Source organism: Paraburkholderia sp. A1RI_3L (assembly GCF_048957895.1).
Taxonomy (GTDB): domain Bacteria; phylum Pseudomonadota; class Gammaproteobacteria; order Burkholderiales; family Burkholderiaceae; genus Paraburkholderia; species Paraburkholderia kururiensis.
Window position 1 is genome coordinate 75,693 of the sequence record NZ_JARCHA010000004.1, and the last position, 23,564, is coordinate 99,256.

A 23,564-nucleotide genomic window follows, 5' to 3' on the forward strand; every position below is an offset into this window, starting at 1 on the left:
CGGTCAATAGAGGAGACGCTTCATGTCGAGATCATTACGTCAGGCCAGTGCTGCGCTGCTGTGCGCGGCGCTTCTCGGAACCAGCGCGCTGGCAAGCGCCGCCGGTATCAAGGATGGGCTCAAGATCGCGTTCGTTCCGAAGCAGATCAACAACCCGTACGAGGTCATTGCCGACGACGGCGGCATGGCCGCCATCAAGGAGTTCAAGGGCGATGGCAAGGTGGTGGGGCCGTCGGATGCCGGTGCTTCGTCGCAGGTGCAGTACATCAACACGCTCACCACGCAGCACCAGGACGCCATCGTGATCGCCGCCAACGACGCGAACGCGCTCGTGCCGTATCTGAAACGCGCCATGTCGCAAGGCATCAAGGTGGTCACGTTCGACTCGGACACGGCGCCCGAAGGCCGCACGCTGTTCGTGAACCAGGCGAACGCGGAGAGCATCGGGCGCGGGCAGATTCAACTCGTGGCGAAACTGATGGGCGGCGAGGGCGAGTTCGCGATTCTGTCGGCCACGCCGAACGCCACGAACCAGAACACGTGGATCAAGTGGATGCAGGAAGAGCTGAAAAAGCCCGAGTACGCGAAGATGAAGCTCGTGAAGATCGCCTACGGTAACGACGACGACCAGAAGTCGTTCGTGGAAACGCAGGGGCTGCTGCAGGCGTACCCGAATCTCAAGGCGATCGTGGCGCCCACGTCGGTGGGCATTGCCGCGGCGGCGCGCTACATCTCCTCGTCGTCGAGCAAGGGCAAGGTGGCCGTGACGGGTCTCGGCACCCCGAACCAGATGCGCGCGTTCGTGAAGAACGGCACCGTGAAGGCGTTCCAGCTGTGGGATCCGGGCCAGCTCGGTTATCTCGCCGCCTACGCCGCAGCGAACCTGGCTTCGGGCACGATCACCGGCAAGGAAGGCGAATCGTTCGAGGCGGGCAAGCTCGGCAAGCGGACCATCGGCAAGAGCGGCGAAGTCATTCTCGGGCCGCCCACCACGTTCGACGCGGCCAATATCGACAACTTCAACTTCTGATCGCAGGGCTTCTCAGCGCGTGGCGGTTGCGGCCCCCGCGGCCCCGCGGACAGGCACTCGCCCCTCAATCCGCGCCGGCCGCTACTGCTGTCTTCATGCCGGCTCGCCGGCGCAGGTCTTCCGTCGTTTCGCTTGCACCGCCGGGCTTCCAGCCCGGCGGGCGCAGCAGATACCCCGCCGCCGTTCCCACATCCGTTGCCGACGCGATGTCGCGTGCGAGGCTCGCCCAATGTTCGAGTTCCACGACGAACGGGTTGTGCGAGCGCGTAGGCGTAACCAGCCCGTAGCGGCACGGTTCCTCGGCACGCTCCTCCACATAGGTGCCGAACAGGCGGTCGAACACCACGAGCACGCCGCCGTAGTTCGCATCCAGATACGCCAGGTTGGACGCGTGATGCACGCGATGTGCGGAAGGCGTGTTGAACATGTACTCGAGCCAGCCGAGCTTCGGTATCCACGTGGTGTGCAGCCAGAACTGATAGAGCAGGTTGAGCGTGAGCGTGGCCAGCACGACTTCGGGCCGCATGCCGAGCCAGACGAGCGGCGTGAAGAACAGCACGGCGCCGGTGAGTCTGCCCGTCCAGCCGAGCCGGAATGCGGTGGAGAGCGTGAGCTGGTTCGGCGAATGGTGCACCGCGTGCGTAGCCCAGAGGAAACGGATGCGGTGCGACGCGCGGTGATACCAGTAGTAGCAGAACTCCTGGACGAGGAAGAGCAGCGGTACCGCGACGACGCTGCTGAGCGCCAACGTGTGAATGCGGTAATGCCACACGACGTTGAGAACGGCGGTGGTGAGCGGTAGCGGCAACAGCGCGATCAGCTTGCGGCCCACCAGGTCCGCGAGCGAGAGCATGAATTCGTGCCAGTCGAACGGCGTATCGGTGTGCCGGTTCCTGATGCTGAGTACGCCTGCTTCGACAAGCGATGCGCTGACGACGACCGCCGAAACGGTAAGGCCCAGGAGCGTGAATTGTTCGGTAGATAACATGATGTCGACCTGACGGACTGCGATAAAGCGATGTGGGGCGGCACGGGCAATGCCGGCTCGTGGACTCGCGCAGCGGCCGGTTGCTTCGTTGTGCACGGCACCGTTCGCGTTCCTTGAGCGGCAATGTAGCCATCGGCACGGTTAAAAACCATGCGAAAACTATGTCGCGGGGTGTCATGGCAGGGCGCGCGTTGGGTGGTAGTTTTCGGGTAACGCGAAAGGGCGATGGCGCGCCTCCGATGCCGCGCAGGCCAGGCGCGGCCGGCAGACCAGGGACAACCCTGATTCGTCAGGCCGGCGAGGCGTGCCGGCCGGTGTGCCCAATCGGACGTCGATCCGACAAATTCCGACATTGGCCCGCGTGGCGCCGCCCGCGCGGCCGTCCGGCGCCACGCTTCGCCCAGACCCGCCAGCGCCTTGTCCGGCAAGCCTTTGCGGCTCACCGCACGGCTGTTCGCTTTGCGCATGTGTCGCATTTGCGCAAGCGTTTGTCGTAAATCGTCGGCCCACAGGGGTTTTTTCTGGCAACCATGTATGCACACTGTGAGCGGGCCGACGCCTGCCCGACGAGGAGATGAATTCAATGAATTCCCCAAAAGTCGTGGTCGAAGGGCTGTACAAGGTCTTCGGCAACAACCCGAAACTCGCGCTCGATATGCTGTCGGGCGGCGCAACGAAGGACGACATCTTCGCGAAGACCGGTCAGGTGGTCGGCGTGCAGGACGTGTCGTTCGAGGTGCCGGAAGGCGAGATTTTCGTGCTGATGGGCCTCTCGGGCTCCGGCAAATCCACGCTGATCCGTCTTATCAACCGGCTCGTGGAGCCGACCGCGGGCAAGGTGCTGATCGACGGCCGCGACGTGGCCGCCGTGCGGCGCTCGGAACTCATCGCGCTGCGCCGCACCGACATGAGCATGGTGTTCCAGTCGTTCGCGCTCATGCCGCAGCGCACCGTGCTCGCCAATGCGTCGTTCGGTCTGGAAGTGGCCGGCGTGCCGCGCAAGGAACGCGACAGGCGCGCGCTCGAGGTGCTCGAGCAGGTGGGTCTCGCGGCGTTCGCCCAGAAACTGCCCTCCGAGCTGTCGGGCGGCATGCAGCAACGCGTGGGTCTCGCCCGCGCGCTTGCCGTGAATCCTTCGCTCATGATCATGGACGAGGCGTTCTCCGCGCTCGATCCGCTCAAGCGCAAGGAAATGCAGAACGTGCTGCTGCAATTGCAGAAGGAGCAGCGCCGCACCATCCTGTTCGTTTCGCACGATCTCGAAGAGGCGCTGCGCATCGGCAACCGCATCGCCATCATGGAAGGCGGTCGCGTGGTGCAGATCGGCACGCCGCAGGAAATCATCAGCCAGCCCGCCGACGACTACGTCCGCGCGTTTTTCGAAGGCGTGGACACGAGCCGCTATCTCACGGCGGGCGACCTCATGCAGACCAACGCGGTGCCGCTCGTGCGCAATCTCGATGCGTCGAGCGTGGCCGAGTCGCTCAACGGCAGTGCGGACTACGCGTTCGTGCTCGACGAGGCGCGCAAGATTCGGGGCTTCGTTACGCGTGACGCGTTGGGCACCGCGACGCCTGCGCTGCGTCAGCTCGAACCCATTTCGCGCGGTGCGTCGCTCGAACAGGTCGTGTCGCGTGTGTGCGCGAGCGCGACGGCGCTCCCCGTGGTCGACGACGAGGGCTGCTACTGCGGTTCCGTCAATCAATCCGTTGTGTTGAAGGTGCTCACGCGCAGCCGAGGTTCCCATGTCTGAGATCATTCCGCTTGGCCGGTGGGTGGACGACTCCGTCCACTATCTGCTCGACCACGACGCCAGCACGTTCGACGCCATCGGCAAGGGCATCGAGAGCTTCGCCGCGCTGATCGAACACGGCCTGCAAGCTGTGCCGATGTGGGCCATGATGGCCCTCTTCATCGGCATCGGCCTGTGGCGCGTGGGCTGGCGCTTTGCGATCTTCGTCACGCTCTCGCTGCTGCTCATCTATGCCACGGGCTTCTGGGACCAGACGGTGGTCACGCTTGGCCTCACGCTGTCGTCCACGCTCATCAGTCTCGTGTTCGGCATTCCGCTCGGCATCTGGACTGCGAAGAACCGGCACGTCGCCCTTGTGGTGCGTCCCGTGCTCGACCTGATGCAGACCATGCCGGCCTTCGTCTACCTGATTCCGGCTGCCATGCTGTTCGGTCTGGGCCGCGTGCCGGGCATTCTTTCCACGGTCATTTTCGCCATGCCGCCTGCGGTGCGCCTTACGAGCCTCGGCATTCGCCACGTGAATCGCGAAATTGTGGAAGCGGGCCAGGCGTTCGGCTGCACGCCCTGGCAGCTGCTCTACAAGGTGCAATTCCCGAGCGCGTTGCCCTCCATCATGCAGGGCGTCAACCAGACCATCATGATGGCGCTCTCCATGGTCATCATCGCCTCGATGGTGGGCGCGGGCGGCCTCGGCAACGACGTGCTCGCGAGTATTCAACGTCTCGACATCGGGCTCGGTTTCGAGAGCGGGCTCTCGGTGGTGCTGCTCGCCATCATTCTGGACCGCATCACGGAAAGCTTCGGTCGCACACCGGGTTCCGCACCCGCGCCGCGCTTCGCCGGTCTGCGCAACGTGATGCGCGTGCGCCGCGACCAGCCGATGGCCGCGCAGAGTTGAGGTTGGCGGCGGCAGTCGCCACACCTGCCTGACCTTCCGCACCTGCCATTTAGCAATAGAAGATCGTTCCAGCAGACAAGCGCGCCGCACGTTTCGTGCGGCGCGTGGCCCAACCCGTGCCTGTACTTGCATCAGGAGAGCGACGTGACGACCGCCGTGATGGAGCTGGCCACCCGTACTGCGCCGTTGTCGAGCGCTGCGCATTTTGGTTTTCTCACGCTGCCCAGCTTTTCCATGATCGCGTTCACGAGCGCCGTGGAAGTGCTTCGCATGGCGAACTACGTGAGCCGCGAGCAGCACTATCGCTGGTCCGTGATTACGCCCGACGGCGTGCCGGTGCGCTCGAGCAACGGCATCAGCGTGCGGCCCACGCGCACCATCGAAGAGACGGGTATGCCGGACGTGCTGATCGTGTGCGGCGGCACGCAGATCCGCAACGCGGTGAACACGAACGTGACCACGCTGCTGCGCGAAGTGGCCGCAAGCGACGTCCCGCTCGGCGGTTTTTGCACAGGTGCCTATGCACTGATGGCCGCGGGCCTGCTCGACGATTACCGCTGCACTGTGCACTGGGAAGACCTCTCGGCGCTGCACAAGGAATTTCCGCGCGTGCATTTCGCCGACGAACTCTTCGTGGTGGATCGCGACCGGCTCACCTGCACGGGCGGCACCGCGCCGCTCGATCTCATGCTGAACCTCGTGGAAGCGCGCCTCGGTCAGCGGCTTGCCGCGCAGGTGTCGGAGCAGTTCATCCTGGAGCGCATTCGCAGCGCGAGCGATCCGCAGCCCATTCCCGTCGATGCGCGCGTGGGCTTCTCGCGCGCCGAGCTGGTCGAAGTAGTGCGGCTCATGGAAGCCAACATCGAAGAGCCGCTTTCGCTCGAAGAGCTTGCGCGGCTCGTGCAGCTTTCCACGCGGCATCTGCAGCGCATGTTCAAGGTCTATCTGAACGTGTCGCCCACGCATTACTACCTGTCGTTGCGCCTGAAACGCGCGCGCGATCTGCTGCGCACCACCGACGCCACCATTGCGCGCGTCACCACCGTGTGCGGCTTTCATTCGCCGTGCCACTTCAGCAAGGCCTATCGCGCGCAGTTCGGCCACGCGCCGAGCGCCGAACGGCGGCTCGCAAGCTGAAGCCCGAAGCAGCCTCAGGACGCCGATTCAACACGCCCGTTCGGAAAGACCCGAGTTCATGACAGACCAATCGATAACCCGAGGAGAATCACAATGAAATTGAAGCTGTTTGCTGCCGCCTGCGCATTCGCCGCAGCGGCCACGATGGTTCACGCGGCAGAGCCGGCCGCCTGCCGCAACGTGCGCTTCGCGGACGTGGGCTGGACCGACATCGCGGCCACCACGGGCCTCGCGTCGACCGTGTTCGACGGGCTCGGCTATCACGCGACGAAAACCATTGCGTCGGTGCCCATCACGTTCGCGGGCATCAAGAGCAAACAGATCGACGTGTTCCTCGGCTACTGGTCGCCCACCATGGACCCGATCATCACGCCGTTCGTGAAGGCCGGCACGATCAAGGTGCTCGCCACGCCCAACCTCACGGGCGCGAAATACACGCTCGCGGTGCCGGACTACGTCTATAACGGCGGCCTGAAGTCGTTCGCGGACATCCAGAAATTCGCCGACAAGCTCAACGGCAAGATCTACGGCATCGAACCCGGCAACGACGGCAACGCGCTCATCAAGAAGATGATCGACGGCAACCAGTTCGGGCTCGGCAAGTTCAAGCTCGTGGAATCGAGCGAGGCGGGGATGCTGGTCGAAGTGAACCGCGCGATTCGCGACAAGCAGTGGATCGTGTTCCTCGGCTGGGAACCGCACCCCATGAACGTGCAGATGAAGATCGACTACCTGGCGGGCGGCGACGACGTATTCGGCCCGAACTATGGCGAAGCGAAGGTCTTCACGGCCACGCCGCCTGACTACGCGGCGCGTTGCCCGAACGCGGCGAAGCTCGTGTCGAACCTGCAGTTCACCACGGCGATCGAGAACCGCGTGATGGCGCCCATCATGAACAAGGAAGACGCGAACAAGGCCGCGCTCGACTGGCTGAAAGCGAACCCGCAGGTGCTCGACCAGTGGCTCGCGGGCGTGAAGACGTTCGACGGCAAAGACGGGCTGCCCGCGGTGAAGGCGTATATCGCGGCGCATTAAGCATGTGGCGAGGCGCACGGCTTTCACGCCGTGCGCCTCGTGTGTCTCGTGCGCGTCGTGTGCGTCGCACGTGTCTCATACGATGACGTCCACGCTCAGACGTGGATGTCGAACCCTTCTGCGTACGCGTCCAGATCGCTGTCGTCCCAGAGCCGGCCGTCCACCAGTACCGGCGCCGCTTCATGCGCAGGCACCGCGATCTCCATGGCCGCCGCAGCCTCGCGATAGAGCGCGGTCTGATTGATCGCGGCCGCCACCGCCAGATAGTCCACCGTGTCGATGAGCCCCCAGCGCCGGTATTGCGTGAGGAACCATGCGCCGTCCGAGGCGCGCGGGTAGTTGACGTTGCCGCCGTCGAAGAAGCGCACGGGCAGGCGCTTGCCGTAGACGCCGTCGCGCACCTCGTCGGGCAGCGTGGCCGCAAGGCGCGGTGCGATCAGTTCATGCGGCACGCCGATGAACTCGGGTTGCGCGAGCCATTGCGCCGTGTCGTCGCGATGGCCGGGTTCATCCAGCCAGCGGCACGCATCCAGCATGGTCTGCACGAGGGCGCGCGCCGTGCGCGGATGGCGCGTCACGAATTCGCGCGTGGCAGCCAGTACTTTCTCGGGATGGTCGGGCCAGATTTCGCTCGTGAAAAGCGCCGTGCGGCCCGCATGGCGCGCCTGCGCCGCTGCGTTCCACGGCTCGCCGGCGCAGAAGCCGTCGAGTTGCCCCGCCGTCAACGCGTCGCCCATCTGCGGCGGCGGAATCACCACGCTTTCGATATCGCGCAACGGATGCACGCGTTCCGATGCGAGCCAGTAGTAAAGCCACATGGCATGCGTGCCGGTGGGAAACGTCTGCGCGAAGACGGGCTTGCGGCCCAGCGTGGCGAGCGCATCGTGCAGCGTGCGGTGCTCGTCGAGGGCGTCGGCCAGGCGGTTCGACAGCGTGATGGCCTGGCCGTTGCGGTTGAGCACCATCAGCACCGCCATGTCGGCCTGCGGCCCGCCAATGCCCAGTTGCACGCCGTAGGCGAGGCCGTAGAGCGCGTGCGCCGCGTCCAGTTCGCCGCACAGCAGCTTGTCGCGCACGGCGGCCCACGAAGGCTGCCGGCACAGTTCGAGCGTGAGGCCGTAGGCGTGGCCGAATTCGAGCATCTTCGCGGCCACGAGCGGCGCCGCGTCGGTGAGCGCGACGTAGCCCAGCCGCAGATGCGTCTTTTCGGGCGCGCCCGCCGCGCGTGGCTTCGCGTCCGCGGCGAGGGAGGAGGGTTTGTTCATTGCGGTTCCGTCATGTCGGCAGGCCGTCTGCATCGACGATCTGGCGCGCCGCCTCGGCCACCTTCACGCCCTGGTCCATCGCGCGCTTTCTGAGCGTGGCGTAGGCGGCGTGCTCGGTCATCTTGCGGCGGTCCATCAAAAGGCGTTTGGCGCGGTCGATCAGCTTGCGTTCCGCCAGTTCGTTTTCGGCCTGCGCGAGGCGCTCGCGCAACTGCGCCTCCTGGGCGAAGCGCGCGAGCGCGACTTCGAGAATGGGGGCGAGGCGCTCGCTCGCGAGCCCTTCCACGAGGTAGGCCGTCACACCCGCGCCCACGGCGTCGCGAATCAACTGCTGGTTCGCGTCGTTGCTGAACATCAACACGGGCCTTGGCGCCGTGGCGTTCATGACGGCGAGCTGTTCGAGCGTGTCGCGCGAGGGCGATTCGGTGTCGATGATGATGACGTCCGGCCGTTCCGTGGCGACCACGTGGTGCAGCGCCTGCGGCGTCGCGGTGGCGGGCAGCATCTCGCAGCCGAGCCGCGCGAGCGCGTCGCGTAGATCGCCGATGGGCTTTTCGGTGTCGGTAACGAGCAGTACACGCAGCATGGTGGACGCGAGTTTAGCGCAGCCTGGCGCGCGGCGGCGCCTGCAGTGCGGCCGCATGCTGTGTTTCGGCGGAAGGCACGGCGGTTGCCGCCGGCTTCTCACACAGCCGTTTCAATTCCGGCACGCACGATCCGCACACCGTGCCGCAGCCCAGCGTCGCCTTCAGTTCGACCACCGTCGCACCGCGCCCGATCGCCGCTTCAATGCGCGAGCGGCGTACCTGCATGCAGGTGCACACCACCGGGTCGCGCGGCGCCAGGTTGTCGCGCTGGGCGCTGAAGACGGCAAAGCGCGGACCGGTCCACGGCGTCGCGTCCACGAGCCGCGCGAGCAGCGCGTCGCCGCCCGTCGCGTCGCCCGCGAGCACGAAACCGTCGACGACGTTGTCTCGCCACAGCACGCGCTTGTCAAGCCCGCGCCGTGCGTCGCGGTATTCGAGCACGTCTTCGCCTGCGGGCAGGTCGAGCGCGGCGTGCAGGCGGTCGAGCCAGCTTGCGGGGGCCCGAGCGCTCTCTTCAGAAGTTCCCGCGATAGCGGGCGCTGCCGTGTGAGCCGCGCGCAGCACGATCACGTCGTCGGCCTCGATGCGGATGGACGCGTAGGCGCACGAAGCGAGCAGCGGCTGCAGCGCCGCCTGCAATGCGAGCACGTTGCCGCGCCGGGCGGCCACGAGCCGCCAGGGCAGCGGCGCAGCCTCGATGCGCACGGCCGCGTGCTTGAGTTCGGGCTGGCGCGAGTGCGGATCGGTGGCGCCGATGGTGGCTTCGTTGATGCCGCCGCTCGCGAGGAACTGACCGTTCCAGTGCATCGGCACGAACGCGGTGCCGGACTGGACGTCGTCCGAGAACTGCACGGGCAGCACGAGGCTGCCGCGGCGGCTCTTCACGCGCACGAGGTCGCCTTCCGCGAAGCCGCGCCGCGCGGCGTCGGCGGGGGCGAGGTTGACGGCGGCCTCGGGCGCGTGGGCGAGCAGTTTGGCGACGCGGCCCGTGCGGCTCATGCCGTGCCATTGGTCGCGCAGCCGGCCCGTGATGAGCCGGAACGGGAAGCGCGCGTCCGTGGGTTCGGCCACAGGCTGGTAGCGCGGCGCGTGAAAGCGGGCGCGGCCGTCGGCGGTGGCGAAGACGCCGTCCGTGTAGCGGCGCGCCTCGCCTTGCGTGCGGCCCGCCGGAAACGGCCACTGCTGCGGACCCTGCGCTTCGAGCACCGCGTAGCTGAGCCCGCCGATGTCGAGATCGCGGCCCACCGTGAGCCGGCGATGCTCGTCGAACGCGGCTTCGGGCGAGCCGAAACCGAAGAGCGGCGCGGCGTTTGCGTCGCGTTTGCCGTGCCTGGCCGCAAGGCGTTGCTGCATGCGCTGTGCCACCTGGTCGGCGATCCACCAGTCGGGCTTCGCCTCGCCCGCGGCGGGCACGGCGGCCCGCACGCGCGAAATGCGCCGTTCGGAATTCGTGACCGTGCCCGACTTCTCGCCCCACGTGGCCGCGGGCAGCAGCACGTCGGCGAAGGGCACGGTGTCGGTCTGCGTGAACGCGTCCTGCACGACGACGAATTCGGCCGTGGCGAGCGCTTCGCGCACCTTCGCGATGTCGGGCATGGAATGCACGGGGTTCGTGCAGGCAATCCACACCGCCTTGATCTTGCCGCTGCGCACGGCCTCGAACATCTCGACAGCGGGCAGCCCCGGCGTGGCGGGCACGGACGGCACGCCCCACAGCCGCGCCACTTCCTCGCGATGCGCCGCATTGCCGATCTCGCGATGCGCCGCGAGCATGGTCGCCATGCCGCCCACTTCGCGACCGCCCATGGCGTTGGGTTGGCCCGTCAGCGAAAACGGACCCGCGCCGGCCCGGCCGATCTGCGCCGTGGCCAGATGCAGATTGATGAGGGCGAGGTTCTTGTCGGTGCCGTGGCTCGACTGGTTGAGGCCCATGCAGTAGAGCGAGAGCGCGGCCTCGCTCGCGCCGAACCATTCGGCGGCCTGCATCAGGTCTTCTTCGCGAATGCCGCACAGGCCCGCTGCCACGCGCGGCGTGTACTCGCGCACCATCGCCTTCAACGCGGCGAAGCCTTCGGTGTGGCGCTCGATGTACGCGCGGTCGATCAGCCCTTCCCAGATGAGGTGATGCAGCATGCCGTTGAAGAGCGCGACGTCCGTGCCCGGCTGAATGGCGAGATGCAGGTCGGCGAGAGCCGCCGTGTCGGTGCGGCGCGGATCGACGACGATCCAGCGAATCGCCGGGTTCGCTGCCTTCGCCGCTTCCAGCCGGCGAAACAGCACCGGGTGCGCCCACGCCATGTTGCTGCCCGCGAACAGCACCGTGCGCGCCGCTTCGAGGTCTTCGTAGCAGGTGGGCGGGCCGTCCGCACCGAGCGCCATCTTGTAGGCGCTCACGGCGCTCGACATGCAGAGCCGCGAATTGGTGTCGATGTTGTTGGTGCCGATCAACCCTTTCGCGAGCTTGTTGAAGACGTAGTAGTCCTCGGTGAGCAACTGGCCCGACACGTAGAACGCCACCGCGTCTGGCCCGTGCCGTTCCACCACGCGCGCGAAGCGCTCGGCCACGGTATCGAGCGCGACGTCCCAGCTCACCGGCCGGCGTGCTTCGGAACGATGCGCGCGCATTTCGGGCACGAGTGCGCGGCCCGTTTCGCTTTGCGCCGTGAGCGCGAGCGAGAGCCCTTTCGTGCAGAGCTTGCCGAAATTCGCGGGATGCTCGGGGTCGCCTTGCACGCCCGTGATGCGGCCGCCTTCCGACTCGATGAGCACGCCGCAGCCGACGCCGCAGTAGCAGCAGGTGGAACGGGTGACGGTCTTCATGACGTGTACGCGCTTAAGCCTGGCCGAGATCGACATGCACGAGCCCGTCTTCGTCCACCTTCACCGGGAAGCGTCCCGCGCAGCCTTCGTCCGGCGCGCGTGCTTCGCCGCTCGCAAGGTCGATGTTCCATGCGTGCAGCGGGCACGTCACCGTCTCGCCGTGCACGATGCCTTCGGACAGCGCGCCGCCCTTGTGCGGGCAGCGGTCGCGCAGCGCGAAGACCTTGTTGGTGGCCGTGCGAAAGAGGGCGATGTTGCCGCCCAGGCTTTCGTCGCGTTGCAGCACGCGGCTGCCCAGTTGCGGAATGTCTTCGACGCGGCAAACGGGCGTCCACGCCGAGCCGTCCCGCTTGCCGTGTTCGCTTGCTGCTTCGCGCGCCATGATCTGGATTTCCATCGTGTGTTCCTCGTACGTCATTGCGTGCATTAGGCGACTATTAAGCGATTACCTTGAGCGGAATGTATTCGTGCTTGCGGGCGCCGCCAATGCGCGCTTCCCACGGATCGGGCAACCCTTCCAGCGAATACAGCAGCCGCTCGTAGAGCGCCTTGCGGCTCGCTTCGTCTTCCACCACTTTCTTCTTCACGTAGTCCAGACCCACGCGCGCGATGTAGTGCACCGTGCGATCGAGGTAATACGCCTCTTCGCGATAAAGCTGCAGGAACGCGCCCGTGTACTCCTTCACTTCCTCGGCGTTCTTCACCTTGACGAGGAACTGCGCCACTTCGGTGCGAATGCCGCCGTTGCCGCCCACGTAGAGTTCCCAGCCGCTATCCACGGCGATCACGCCCACGTCCTTGATGCCGGCTTCAGCGCAGTTGCGCGGGCAACCCGAAACCGCGAGCTTCACCTTGTGCGGCGACCACATGTTGGCGAGCATCGTTTCGAGGTCGATGCCCATCTGCGTGCTGTTCTGCGTGCCGAAGCGGCAGAACTCGCTGCCTACGCACGTCTTCACGGTGCGGATCGACTTGCCGTACGCGTGGCCCGACTTCATGCCGAGATCGCGCCACACGTTGGGCAGGTCTTCCTTGCGCACGCCGAGCAGGTCGATACGCTGGCCGCCCGTCACCTTCACCATCGGCACGTTGTATTTCTCGGCCACGTCGGCAATGCGGCGCAGCTCGCTCGGGTTCGTCACGCCGCCCTTCATCTGCGGCACCACGGAGAACGTGTTGTCCTTCTGGATGTTCGCGTGCACGCGTTCGTTCACGAAGCGGCTTTGCGGATCGTCCACGGCGTCGCGCGGCCACGTGGAGATCAGGTAGTAGTTGATCGCGGGGCGGCAGGTCGCACAGCCGTTGGGCGTGCGCCATTCGAGGAAGTCGTAGACCTGGCGGTGCGTGAGCAGACGGTGCTCGCGAATCGCCTTGCGCACTTCGCCGTGATTGCGGTCCGTGCAGCCGCATACGGCCTTCGTCTTCGGCGTTTCCTGGAAATTGGTGCCCACCGTGTTCATCAGGATCTGCTCGACGAGGCCCGTGCACGAGCCGCACGAACTCGCGGCCTTGGTGTGCTTCTTCACGTCGTCCACGGTGAAGAGGCCCTTTTCGGTGATCGCCTTGACGATGGTGCCTTTGCACACACCGTTGCAGCCGCAGACTTCGTCGCTGTCGGCCATCGCGCTCGCGCGGCTCTGGCCTTGCACGCCCGCGTCGCCCACGCTGGATTCGCCGAACATGATGTGGTCGCGCAACTCGCCCAGCTTGCGGCCTTCGCGCAGCAGCTTGAAGTACCAGGCGCCGTCCGCCGTGTCGCCGTAAAGGCACGCGCCCACCAGTTGATCGTCTTTGATGACGAGCTTCTTGTAGACGCCGCCCGCGGGGTCGGAGAGCACGATTTCCTCGCAGCCGTCGCCGCCGTTGAATTCGCCGGCGGAGAAGAGGTCGATGCCCGTCACCTTGAGCTTGGTGGAGAGCACGGAGCCCTTGTAGCTGCCGATGCCCATCAGCGCGAGGTGGTTCGCGCAGACCTTCGCCTGCTCGAAGAGCGGGGCGACGAGACCGTACGCAATGCCGCGGTGGCTCACGCATTCGCCCACGGCGTAGATGCGCGGGTCGTAGGTCTGCAGCGTGTCGTTCACGACGATGCCGCGATTGCAGTGCAGACCGCACGATTCGGCCAGCGTCGTGTTGGGGCGAATGCCGGCGGCCATCACGACGAGGTCGGCGTCGATCGTTTCGCCGTCCTTGAACTTCACGCCGCTCACGTGGCCCGCTTCGTTGCCGAGAATCTCCGTGGTCGCCTTCGAAAGCTTGAAGGCGAGGCCCCGTGCTTCCAGCGAACGTTGCAGCAGCTTGCCCGCGGTGGCGTCGAGCTGGCGTTCCAGCAGCGTGTCGGCCAGATGCACCACGGTCACGTCCATGCCGCGCAGCTTGAGGCCGTTGGCTGCTTCCAGCCCCAACAGGCCGCCGCCGATCACGACCGCGTGCTGCTTGACCTCGGCGGCGTCGATCATGGCCTGCGTGTCGCGAATGTCGCGATAGGTGATCACGCCTTCCAGCGTATTGCCCGGCACCGGCAGGATGAACGGCACGGAACCCGTTGCGATCAGGAGGCGGTCGTAGGGTGCTTCGGTGCCGTCGTCCGCGAACACGATGCGGCGCACGCGGTCGATGCGCTCGATGGTCTTGCCCAGATGCAGGCGAATGTCTTGCTCCGCATACCATTCGAGCGGGTTGAGCACGATGTCCTTGAACGTCTGCTCGCCGGCGAGCACCGGCGAAAGCAGGATGCGGTTGTAGTTCGGATGCGGCTCCGCACCGAACACCGTGATGTCGTACTGGTCGGGGGCGATCGCAAGCAGCTCTTCGAGCGTGCGGATACCGGCCATGCCGTTGCCGATCACGACGAGTCGGGGCTTGTTCATGCTGAATCTCCTGCGAGTGCGGGTGGAGCGGGTGGAACGGCTCAATGCGTTACGGAATGCATTCGGGTACAGAGGCGGAGTGCAGGTGCCGTGTGTCGATGCACATGCACTCCGCTTCGTGTCTTCGCGTATCAGGTATGCATCAGACGCGCGCGGCGGCAACGGACCACGCGTTGCGCCAGCGGTGCTTCACGTTGCTCATACCGGCCCAGCCAAGCGCGGCGAGGCAGGCGAAGAGCCAAAGACCGGTGGAGTAGGAACCGGTAGCCTGCTTGATGGAGCCGAGACTCGCGGCCAGGGCGAAGCCGCCCACGCCGCCCGCCATGCCAATGAGGCCGGTCATCACGCCGATGTCCTTGCCGAAGCGCTGCGGCACGAGCTGGAACACCGCGCCGTTGCCGGCGCCGAGGCAGAGCATTGCGGCGATGAACAGCAGCACCGTGGGCAGCGGGCCGCCCACGTTGAAGCCCGCGGTGCCGATCAGCACGGCCACGGAGGCGAACACTGTGAGCAGCGAACGCGTACCGCCGATACGGTCGGCCATCAGCCCGCCGATGGGGCGCATCACCGAACCCGCGAACACGCAGGCGGCCGTGGCCCAGCCGGCGATCTTCGGGTCGAAGCCGAACTGGTCGTGGAAGTAGCCGGGCAGGGCGCTCGCGAAGCCGGAGAAGCCGCCGAACGTGAGCGAATAGAAGAACATGAACCACCACGAATCGCGGTTGCCGAGCATGCGCGCATAGTCGCCCAGTTGCTTCTTCACGACGACGCCGGGCGCGTCTTTCGCGAAGGCCGTGTAGTAGATCAGCACGGCGACAACCGGAATGCAGGCGATGCCGAATACGTTCTGCCAGCCGAACGCGACAGCCAGCGCGGGCGCGAACAGGGCCGCGAGCACCGTGCCGGAGTTGCCGGCGCCGGCAATCCCCATCGCCGTGCCCTGCTGATGCGGCGGGTACCAGCGCGACGCGAGCGGCAACGCCACGGCGAACGATGCACCGGCTACGCCGAGCAGCACGCCGAGGAACAGCGCCTGGCCGAGCGAGTGCACGCCGATTTGCCATGCGCCAACCAGCGTCGCGATCACGATGGCCTGGCCGAGCAGACCCGCGCGCTTGGCGCCGACGCGGTCGGCGAGCAGACCCATGAACACGCGCAGGATGGCGCCCGCGAGAATCGGCGTGGCGACCATCAGCGCGCGTTGCTGCGTGGACAGCGCGAGGGTTTGAGCGATCTGGATCTGGAGCGGTCCGAGCAGGTACCAGACCATGAAGCTCAGGTCGAAGTACAGGAACGCCGAGATGAGCGTGGGGGTGTGGCCATTGCGCCAGAAGCTGCGGTCCATGTGAGTTCCGTCGTTGGATCGCTCGCCGTGTGCGTGTTCAAACCGTTGAACGCGCTGCACCGGTTGCGACGAACGTCGAACGCCATTGCCCGACCGAAGTGTTTCTGGATGAGCCGCATGCGCCGGCTGTGTGCCGCGTCGCGTGTGGGACTCATGCTGCCCTGCGCCGTTGCAGGGTGCGAGCCTCGCTATGCAACGGCCGTGCCACCTTGCATGAAAACGCGCAAAGCCTTACTGGATAAGGGTCTGAGGAGGTCGGTCGGGAATGGGATATTGCACCGCAGCAGTGCGCCGCACCGGCCAGAGGCACTGCTGCGGTGCGGTGCGTTGCAGTGAAGTGCAGGCGAGCGCATGCAGTGACGGAACATGAACCGTGCTGCACGAAGCGCATGAAGGGCGGGAAGGAATGAAGCGGCGGGACGTGCATTCCGTTGCCACGAGATGCACAGGGAAGCAGGGGAAGCGTGAAGCGCGCGGCACGAGCGTGCCGCGCGCGGGGTGATCGATCTCGATGAGCCGGGTCGTCAGCTCGTGGTCTCGGGCATGCGCTTTTTCAGTTCGCGCGAGGCGGCGAGCGGAATGCGCGCGTCGTCCCACTCGCGCAGCCATTCCACTTCACGGGCGGTGAAGACCTGGCCGTAATTGCGCAGGGCGTACTGCAGCGAATCGATGATGTGGTTGCGGATGATCTCGGGCGTGCGCTGGTCGTCTAGCACCGCACGGAACGCTTCGAGCGTGGCCATGGTTATTGCTCCTGTTGCTGTTGTGGCCGCGCGCAGGCGAGAAACAGCATGCGTGCGCGCGAACCGCGATGCGATCCGCGCTTTATCGCACGTCAATAGTCAGGAGACAAACGGAAAAAAATGGAGGGCTCGCGAATTGGCGAGAGATCCTGCCTGGGGACGCCGCATTTTTATGCGGCATGTTTCCATTGCGATGTGACGATGTGAAGGCGGATTCGATGACGGACTATCCGGCCGTTTACTCCGCCGGCACCGGAACGATCGATGAAATACGCCAGCCCGCGCCGGTGCGAAGCGCTACTTCGTACATGAGGAATCGCCCCGTTGTGGCGGACGCTTGCGACTTTCCGGAAGTGATCATGGTTGGCGCGTAGATCTGGGCGACGTCATCGCTGATGGGAAGTATCTTGATGTTGTCCGCCTCCGGTTCGAACTTCCACACGCCTTTGAAAGTTTCGCGGAAGTGGTCCAGCAGGGCGGTTTTGCCCCAGATCCGATAGGGACGCGCCACCAGGGCCACGGGATCGGGTTCGCTGGGATCGGCAGAGACGAAGACGCTGGCGAACTCGGCGAGATCATGCGTGGTCGCGGCATGTGCCTGACGCAGGAAGAGCGTTCTGACTTCCTGCTGATCGCCGTCGGTAAAGCGCTGGGCCGCTGCCGCTGTTTGCGCATACGCCGCAGGAAGCGCGACGACGAGCAACGACAAAACGGCAGACGTAAAGCCATTCCGATTCATGATGCAAACTCCTTTGATGGGGCGTTGACGATGGCGACAGTCCGACAGTCCGACAGTCGATCAGGCAGCGCGGTCACGCTGCGCTCATAGGCCCACCGGATGTGGAACGTGCAGCACGGCGACGCGATTTGCGCGGTCGCAAGACTCGAATGTGTGTGCGAGCAAGCCGCGCTGCTTTGCGCAGTCGGCCATCGCTGGCACGACGTCCCGGCGGGCAACGTAACGATGACTCATGTGGTTGCCGTCTGAACACGGTTCGCCGCAAACAACAGCATGGCTGTACCAAACCACCGGAGCGTGACCGCTCAGGCAAGACGCCCGGCGCTACCGGCCGTTTTCGTTTCGATTGCCTTGGGGGTTCGCATCGAGATCCACCGCATCGGGCACCTCGATCACGAGGTCCGTTTGCGCAACGGCTACGCAAGGCAGGATGTAGCCCTGCGCCTTTTCTTCGGCCGAAAGACCCGGCCACTCGATCGTATGGCGCACCGTGCCCTCGATCACGCGGCACAGGCACGTGCGGCAGGTGCCGTTGCGGCACGAGCGTGGCAACCGCAGATTCGCGAAGCCGGCGGCTTCGAGCACGGTGAGCGTATCGGGCGCCTCGAAGGTGCGGCCGAGCGGTTCGACGCGAACGCGTGGGATCGCCGCGTCGCGATGCTCGTTCGTCGAGGCGTTCGTCGAGGCGGCATGAGCGCTCACGTCTGCGCTCGTGGAACCGTCTGCGTCAGGCGCACTCATGGCTTGCTTCACATCGTTGCTGTTCAATGACGCTTTGCCCGTTCACGAAATGGATACGCCCAGCAAGCGTCCCGCGCCGAACGTGAAGGCTGCCGCGACGAGCCCGATCACGATCTGCCGACCGGCGGAAAACATCGCGCCGCGTCCGTTGAAAAGCGAGGTGAAGACGCCCACGGCGGCCAGCCCGAAGCCCGCCAGCGCCACGCATTGCACGATGGCCCACATGCCGTGCGCCCACAGGAACGGCATGGCCGGGAAGATGGCGCCCAGCGAGAAGAGGCAGAACGAGACGCCCGCCGCCGTCCACGGATTGCCGCCCAGTTCCGCGGGGTCGAGCCCGAGTTCCTCGCGCGTGAGCGTATCGAGCGCCTTGTCCTTGTCGCGCATGATCTGCGCCGCCACGCGGCGCGCTTCTTCGGCCTCTACGCCCTTGGCCTGATAGATCAGCGCCAGTTCGTGCCGTTCGGCGTCGGGCGTCTGCTCGATTTCATCGGATTCCTTCGCAATCTGCGTGCGTGCCAGTTCGCGTGCATTCGTGACGGAGAGCCATTCGCCCAGCGCCATCGAGCACGCGCCCGCGATCAGCCCCGCGAGCCCGGTGAGCAGGATCGTGCGGTTGGCCGCGCCCGCGCCGGCCACGCCCATGATGAGGCAGAAGTTGGAGACGAGGCCGTCGTTGGCGCCCAGCACGGCAGCGCGCAGGTCGTTGCCCGAGGTCACGCCCTTGTGCCACGACTCGGCGCTCGCAATCTGCGCGCCCTTCGACAGGCCCTCGGCATGCTGGCCCTCCACCACGGCGCGCACGACGTCGGCGTGATGCTGTTCTTCCGCGGAGAGCTTTTCGGCGTCGGGCTGGTGCGCGTATTTGTTGCGGTCGGCGTACTCGGCCGCGGCCAGCGTGGGCAGCACGAAGGCGGGGCCGAACGTGCGGGTGAGCGTGCGCATCAGGTGCGTCTTGATGCTGTGCCGATGCGGCCGCACACGCACGCCGTTGGCGCGCAGCTTGTCCGACCAGAGCTGCGCGTGCTCGCGCTCCGACGCCGCGAGCTGTTCGAACACGCTGCGGCGCGCGGCGTCCTTTTCGACGTGGGCGAGCGTTTCGTAGACGGCGGCGCTATCGAGTTCGTCGGCGAGATTCTGGCGATAGCGCTTGAGTTCGTGTCGGGAGGCCATGGCGTGGGTTCGGGCAGGTTCGGGCGCAAGCTTAACCCACGGGCCGCAAACCCGCTGCTACGGTGCTTCGCCTGCGCCTGCGGCTTCAGTGCGTCGTGCGCCTGCGCAGATGCCGGTAGACGGTATTTCTCGCGAGCCCGAGTTCCCGTGCCGCCGCCGACACGTTTCCGCCCAGTCGTGTCAGCGTGGCTTCGATGAGCGCCGCCTGCCAGTCCTGGAGGCGTCCGGGCGCAGGTGTTTCGTTGCCATTCACGGCGACGGCCGCGGCGGGGGCAACGGCGGGGGCGGGGCTGGCCGCAGGCTCGCAGTCCTCGAAGAAATCTTCGGGCAAATGCTCGAGGCCGATTTCGTGTTCGCCCTCGGCCATGATGCTCGCCGTGCGCAGCACGTTGGCGAGCTGGCGCAGGTTGCCGGGCCAGCGGCAGCGTGCGAAGCAATCCAGTACATCTGCACTGACGCGTTTCGGTGCATGCGGGTGCGTGCACTGGTTTTCCAGAATGCGGGTGACCAGCACCGGCAGGTCGGTGCGTTCGCGCAAGGCCGGCAGCGTCACGGCAAGGCCGTTGATCCGGTAATAGAGGTCTTCCCGGAAGGTGCCGGCCGCAATCATCTCGCGCAGATTGCGGTGCGTGGCGCAGACGATGCGCAGGTCCACGGGAATCGCCCGCGTGCCGCCGAGCGGCACGACGGTGCGTTCCTGCAGAACTCGCATCAGGCGTACCTGTTGGGCGAGCGGCATGTCACCGATTTCATCGAGAAATAAAGTGCCGCCGTCGGCCTGCACGATCTTGCCGGTGTTGCCGCGCTTCCTTGCGCCCGTGAACGCGCCGTCTTCGTAGCCGAACAGCTCGGCTTCGATCAACGTGTCCGGCAGCGACGCGCAGTTCACCGCGACGAACGGGCCGTCCGCGCGTGGCGAATCCTGGTGGATGGCGCGGGCCAGCCATTCCTTGCCCGTGCCGGTGCGGCCGAGCACCAGCACCGGAATGTCGCGTCCCCGCACCTTTTCGACGCGGCGCAGGACGTCGGCCATGCGGGCATCGCCGGTATCGAGCGAGGCCAGCGTGACGGCGGGCCCTCCCGGCGAGCCCTGCGCCGCAGACCCCGCGGGCCGCACCGCGGCCTGAGGCGAAACGACGCGCGGCGCCGCTGCCGTGGCGTGCGGCGCGGCGAATTCGCCGCGGGCGATCACGCGCACGCCGCTCGGCAGCGTCAACGTGAGACAGGCGCCGGGCGTCTGTGCGGCATGCTGGAGCAGGACAGGGAACGGTACGCCGAAGAGCGCGGCGAAGGGTTGCCGCTGGAGCGTGGCGAGCGGCTGGCCCAACTGGAACAGCGCGCTGCGGTTCGCCGAAAGCAGCGTGCCATCAGGCGTGAACGCAGCCAGCCCTTCGTAGAGCGTGCCGATGAATTCGGCGTGCGCGTGAAAGCGCACGCGCACAGCGTCGGCGAACTGGTTCGCGAACAGATGGTTCTCGATCATCTGCGCCGACATGCGCACGAGCGCGAGCGTGTGCTTGTGGGCGCCGCGCGTGTCGCCGCTCACGTCCAGCGTGCCGATGGCCTGGCCGAACGGGTCCACGATGGGCGTGCACGAGCAGGTGAGGATGTGGTTGGCGCGCAGGAAGTGCTCGCCGCCGTGAACGATGGTGGGCTGCCCGTCGACCAGTGCGGTGCCGATCGCGTTCGTGCCGCGATCGCTTTCCGCCCACGAAACGCCGGGACAGAGCGCCACCCGCCGGGCTTTTTCGATGAAGTCGTTGTCGCCCAGGCTGTGCAGGATCACGCCGTGGCGGTCGGTGAGCAGCACCATGCTCTGGGTATCGACGATCTGCGCATGCAGTGTCTCCATGACCGGCAGCGCGTGCGCATAGAGCGACTGATTGCGCTCGATCAACTCGCGCAGAGCGAGCGGCGCGAGAGGTTGGAAGTCGGGCGTTTCGCCGGTACGCAGACCGACCTCGCGCGAACGCGCGTGGGCCTGCGCGATGACGTCGGTACGGTTGGCCGATATCGCGGGCGGTTGAGTCACTGCGTGTCTCCAGTTCGTGCGGCGCGCAGGCGCCGGGCGCGCGACGAAGTGCATGGCTTCGTCCGGTCTCGCGTGGTGCACCGCGCAATGTCGGCGCAGCAGGGGCGCGCAAGTCAGCGTTCATCTTACAGGACGAGCCGGCGGGCACGGGCTCGTGAGGCCTTGCTCGGGCTCGGGGTATGCCCTGGTCCTTGGGTTGGCCCCGGCGCGCGCCATGGCCTCGCCTTTGCGCCGGTCATCACTAAATCGACGCCTGGCTTGCGAGGCTATGACTCCCTCCCGGCCGGGCATCACGTAAAACTTGCGGGTTGCCGCAACTCGTCTAAAGTGAATGGATCACGCGCCGGGCACGATTCCCGGCGCGTGATGTTTGAGCAGTGTTCAAGCCGTTCGAGCCGCGTGCGCGCGCGGCGCACCGAGGAGGAGCGAGGCAGCATAAGCGCGCAGCCCCGATGACCCGTGAACCGAAGGCGACCTCACCATGCAGATCATTTTTCCGAAAGAACCTCCTGAGTATTGCGGGCCCGAACTCACGCTGGCGTTTGCTGCGATGGTAGACGGCGAGCGGCTCGAATGCGTGATTACGGCTGAGGCGCTGGAAGATCATTTTGGTGCGGAGTCCACGCGCGCAGAGGACATGCTGGGTGCCTTCGACGCCCACCGCGAGCGCATCGAAGCGGCCGCGCGGCGGTTGCTCTCCGAAACGCGCGGGCGGTGCGCGGTGCTGCGAAGCGGCTACGTGCGGTTCTATGAAGCGAACGTGCGGCCGTCTTGATCCGCCTTGATTCGTCCCGCGTCCCGGCTCTGGCATGACCGGTCGCCTGAATGCAGTGCAGCAAAAAAAGAAGCACCCCGTGGGGTGCTTCTGTGCATTCGGCGTCTGCCCGACGCCTGGGTCGATATCCGGCCCGAGGTCAGGCCTGAGGTCAGGCCCGACGCCTACTCCGCCCCAAGATAGAAGAAGCGGAACAGGAACACCGCGGCAATGATCCACACCACGAGCTTGACCTTGCGCGCCTGGCCGGTCAGCAGCTTGAGCCCCGCATACGAAATGAAGCCGAACGCCACGCCGTTCGCGATCGAATAGGTGAACGGCATGAGCAGCGCCGTGAGCGAAGCCGGCACGGCTTCCGTCGCATCTTCCCAGGGCAGTTCCACCATCTCGCGCAGCATCAGGCACGACACGTAGAGCAATGCGGGCGCCGTTGCGTAACCCGGCACGACGCCTGCAAGCGGCGCCACGAAGAGGCACGCGAGAAACAGCACGGCCACGGTGATCGCCGTCATGCCCGTGCGGCCGCCGGCCTGCACGCCCGAAGCGCTTTCGATGTACGCCGTGGTGGAAGACGTGCCGAGCACCGATCCCGCGAGAATCGCGGTGCTATCAGCCAGCAGCGCGCGGTTCAGGCGGTGCATCTTGCCGTGCACGAGCAGGCCCGCGCGGTTTGCCACGCCCATCAGCGTGCCCGTTGCATCGAAGAGTTCGACGAGGAAAAAGACGAGGATCACGTTCAGGATGCCCGACGAAAGCGCGCCGCGAATGTCGAGCTGAAAAAGCGTGGGCGAAATGGAAGGCGGTGCGGAGAACACGCCGTGGAACTGGTTGCCGCCAAAGAAGAAGCTGAGCACCGTGACCCCGACGATGCCGATCAGGATCGCGCCGCGCACGCGCAGGAAGTCGAGCGTCACGATGGCGAAGAAGCCGATGATCGCGAGCACCACGTGCGCGTTGTGCAGGTCGCCGAGCGCAACGAGCGTGGCCGGATTGCCCACCACGATGCCCGAGGTCTTCAGCGAGATGATGGCGAGGAAGAGGCCGATGCCGCCTGTAATCGCCACGCGTATGGAATGCGGAATGCCGTTCACGATCACCTCGCGCACGCGGATCAGCGTGACGATCATGAAGAGGCAGCCCGAGATGAACACCGCGCCCAGCGCCGCCTGCCACGTGAAGCCCATGCCTTTGACCACCGTATAGGCGAAGTAGGCGTTGAGGCCCATGCCGGGCGCGAGCGCGATGGGGTAGTTCGCGTAAAGGCCCATCACGAGCGAGGCGAGCGCGGCCACGAGGCAGGTGGCCACGAACACGGACTCTTTCGGCATGCCTGCATCGCCCAGAATCGCCGGATTCACGAAGATGATGTAGGCCATCGTGAGAAAGGTCGTGAAGCCCGCGAGCAATTCGGTGCGCAGATTGGTGCCCGCTTCGTCGAAGCCGAAATAGCGTTTGATGGAGTCCATGAAGAAGGGCCTCTTGGTTTGGTTTTCGTGGATTCTTGATATGGCCATGCGAACGTGCCGTGCGGCTCGCGCGAGCGAGGCCTGGGGCCGCCGCCACTGCGGGCACGGCCATTGCGGCCGGCCGCACGCGCGGCAGGGTGGGCCGCGCTGTCACGGGCGGCATTGTA

Annotated in this window: 19 protein-coding genes; 6 read left to right on the forward strand and 13 right to left on the reverse strand. The window is 66.0% G+C overall.

What is annotated here, in order from left to right:
- Nucleotides 1-22: 22 nt before the first annotated feature.
- Nucleotides 23-1,030, forward strand: a complete 1,008-nt coding sequence (gene rhaS, locus PXJ20_RS13205) for a rhamnose ABC transporter substrate-binding protein (RefSeq protein WP_017775567.1) — start codon at nt 23-25, stop codon at nt 1,028-1,030.
- Between the two features lie 64 nt (nt 1,031-1,094).
- Here rhaS and PXJ20_RS13210 read toward each other — a convergent pair whose 3' ends face one another.
- Nucleotides 1,095-2,018, reverse strand: coding sequence for a sterol desaturase family protein (locus tag PXJ20_RS13210; protein WP_421032183.1), 924 nt, complete (start codon nt 2,016-2,018; stop codon nt 1,095-1,097).
- 583 nt (nt 2,019-2,601) lie between these two features.
- On the opposite strand from PXJ20_RS13210, the gene PXJ20_RS13215 reads away from it, so the two are divergent.
- From PXJ20_RS13215 to PXJ20_RS13230, 4 genes are all read left to right on the forward strand, one after another.
- Nucleotides 2,602-3,771: a quaternary amine ABC transporter ATP-binding protein gene (locus PXJ20_RS13215; RefSeq protein WP_421032184.1), complete on the forward strand. Its 1,170-nt coding sequence runs from the start codon at nt 2,602-2,604 to the stop codon at nt 3,769-3,771.
- Entirely contained in the window at nt 3,764-4,669 is a 906-nt protein-coding gene (choW, locus tag PXJ20_RS13220; protein WP_017775570.1) for a choline ABC transporter permease subunit, read from the forward strand. The genes PXJ20_RS13215 and choW overlap by 8 nt, the downstream gene beginning before the upstream one ends.
- Before the next feature lie 159 nt (nt 4,670-4,828).
- Entirely contained in the window at nt 4,829-5,806 is a 978-nt protein-coding gene (locus PXJ20_RS13225) for a GlxA family transcriptional regulator (RefSeq protein WP_033351194.1), read from the forward strand.
- 93 nt (nt 5,807-5,899) lie between these two features.
- Nucleotides 5,900-6,841, forward strand: coding sequence for a choline ABC transporter substrate-binding protein (locus tag PXJ20_RS13230; RefSeq protein ID WP_017775572.1), 942 nt, complete (start codon nt 5,900-5,902; stop codon nt 6,839-6,841).
- Between the two features lie 95 nt (nt 6,842-6,936).
- Here PXJ20_RS13230 and PXJ20_RS13235 read toward each other — a convergent pair whose 3' ends face one another.
- The 11 genes from PXJ20_RS13235 to PXJ20_RS13285 all read right to left on the reverse strand — a co-directional run bounded on the left by PXJ20_RS13235 (nt 6,937) and on the right by PXJ20_RS13285 (nt 21,210).
- Nucleotides 6,937-8,106 (reverse strand): CmpA/NrtA family ABC transporter substrate-binding protein, encoded by a 1,170-nt coding sequence (locus tag PXJ20_RS13235; RefSeq protein ID WP_421032185.1) that lies wholly within the window; start codon nt 8,104-8,106, stop codon nt 6,937-6,939.
- 10 nt (nt 8,107-8,116) lie between these two features.
- Nucleotides 8,117-8,692, reverse strand: coding sequence for an ANTAR domain-containing response regulator (locus PXJ20_RS13240; RefSeq protein ID WP_017775574.1), 576 nt, complete (start codon nt 8,690-8,692; stop codon nt 8,117-8,119).
- Nucleotides 8,693-8,705: 13 nt separating this feature from the next.
- Nucleotides 8,706-11,513, reverse strand: coding sequence for a molybdopterin-dependent oxidoreductase (locus tag PXJ20_RS13245; protein ID WP_421032186.1), 2,808 nt, complete (start codon nt 11,511-11,513; stop codon nt 8,706-8,708).
- Between the two features lie 13 nt (nt 11,514-11,526).
- Nucleotides 11,527-11,895, reverse strand: coding sequence for a nitrite reductase small subunit NirD (gene nirD, locus PXJ20_RS13250; RefSeq protein ID WP_126877258.1), 369 nt, complete (start codon nt 11,893-11,895; stop codon nt 11,527-11,529).
- A gap of 55 nt (nt 11,896-11,950) precedes the next feature.
- Nucleotides 11,951-14,383 (reverse strand): nitrite reductase large subunit NirB, encoded by a 2,433-nt coding sequence (gene nirB / locus PXJ20_RS13255; protein ID WP_421032187.1) that lies wholly within the window; start codon nt 14,381-14,383, stop codon nt 11,951-11,953.
- Nucleotides 14,384-14,525: 142 nt separating this feature from the next.
- A complete protein-coding gene (locus PXJ20_RS13260; RefSeq protein ID WP_421032188.1) occupies nt 14,526-15,728 on the reverse strand; it encodes a nitrate/nitrite transporter in 1,203 nt (400 codons plus the stop codon).
- Nucleotides 15,729-16,252: 524 nt separating this feature from the next.
- Nucleotides 16,253-16,471, reverse strand: coding sequence for a hypothetical protein (locus PXJ20_RS13265; protein WP_017775579.1), 219 nt, complete (start codon nt 16,469-16,471; stop codon nt 16,253-16,255).
- Nucleotides 16,472-16,709: 238 nt separating this feature from the next.
- Nucleotides 16,710-17,210 carry a nuclear transport factor 2 family protein gene (locus PXJ20_RS13270; RefSeq protein ID WP_421032189.1) on the reverse strand — a complete coding sequence of 167 codons (501 nt, stop codon included), beginning with the start codon at nt 17,208-17,210 and terminating at the stop codon, nt 16,710-16,712.
- A 324-nt stretch (nt 17,211-17,534) separates the two neighbouring features.
- Nucleotides 17,535-17,855: a 2Fe-2S iron-sulfur cluster-binding protein gene (locus PXJ20_RS13275; RefSeq protein WP_033351199.1), complete on the reverse strand. Its 321-nt coding sequence runs from the start codon at nt 17,853-17,855 to the stop codon at nt 17,535-17,537.
- Between the two features lie 138 nt (nt 17,856-17,993).
- Nucleotides 17,994-19,124 carry a VIT1/CCC1 transporter family protein gene (locus PXJ20_RS13280; RefSeq protein WP_421032190.1) on the reverse strand — a complete coding sequence of 377 codons (1,131 nt, stop codon included), beginning with the start codon at nt 19,122-19,124 and terminating at the stop codon, nt 17,994-17,996.
- An 85-nt stretch (nt 19,125-19,209) separates the two neighbouring features.
- Nucleotides 19,210-21,210 (reverse strand): sigma-54-dependent Fis family transcriptional regulator, encoded by a 2,001-nt coding sequence (locus PXJ20_RS13285; RefSeq protein ID WP_421032191.1) that lies wholly within the window; start codon nt 21,208-21,210, stop codon nt 19,210-19,212.
- A 427-nt stretch (nt 21,211-21,637) separates the two neighbouring features.
- Between PXJ20_RS13285 and PXJ20_RS13290 the strand changes: the two genes are divergently transcribed.
- Nucleotides 21,638-21,931 carry a DUF1488 domain-containing protein gene (locus PXJ20_RS13290; protein ID WP_017775583.1) on the forward strand — a complete coding sequence of 98 codons (294 nt, stop codon included), beginning with the start codon at nt 21,638-21,640 and terminating at the stop codon, nt 21,929-21,931.
- Between the two features lie 164 nt (nt 21,932-22,095).
- On the opposite strand, the gene PXJ20_RS13295 is transcribed toward PXJ20_RS13290, so the two are convergent.
- Nucleotides 22,096-23,397, reverse strand: a complete 1,302-nt coding sequence (locus PXJ20_RS13295; protein WP_126877191.1) for an NCS2 family permease — start codon at nt 23,395-23,397, stop codon at nt 22,096-22,098.
- Nucleotides 23,398-23,564 lie beyond the last annotated feature (167 nt).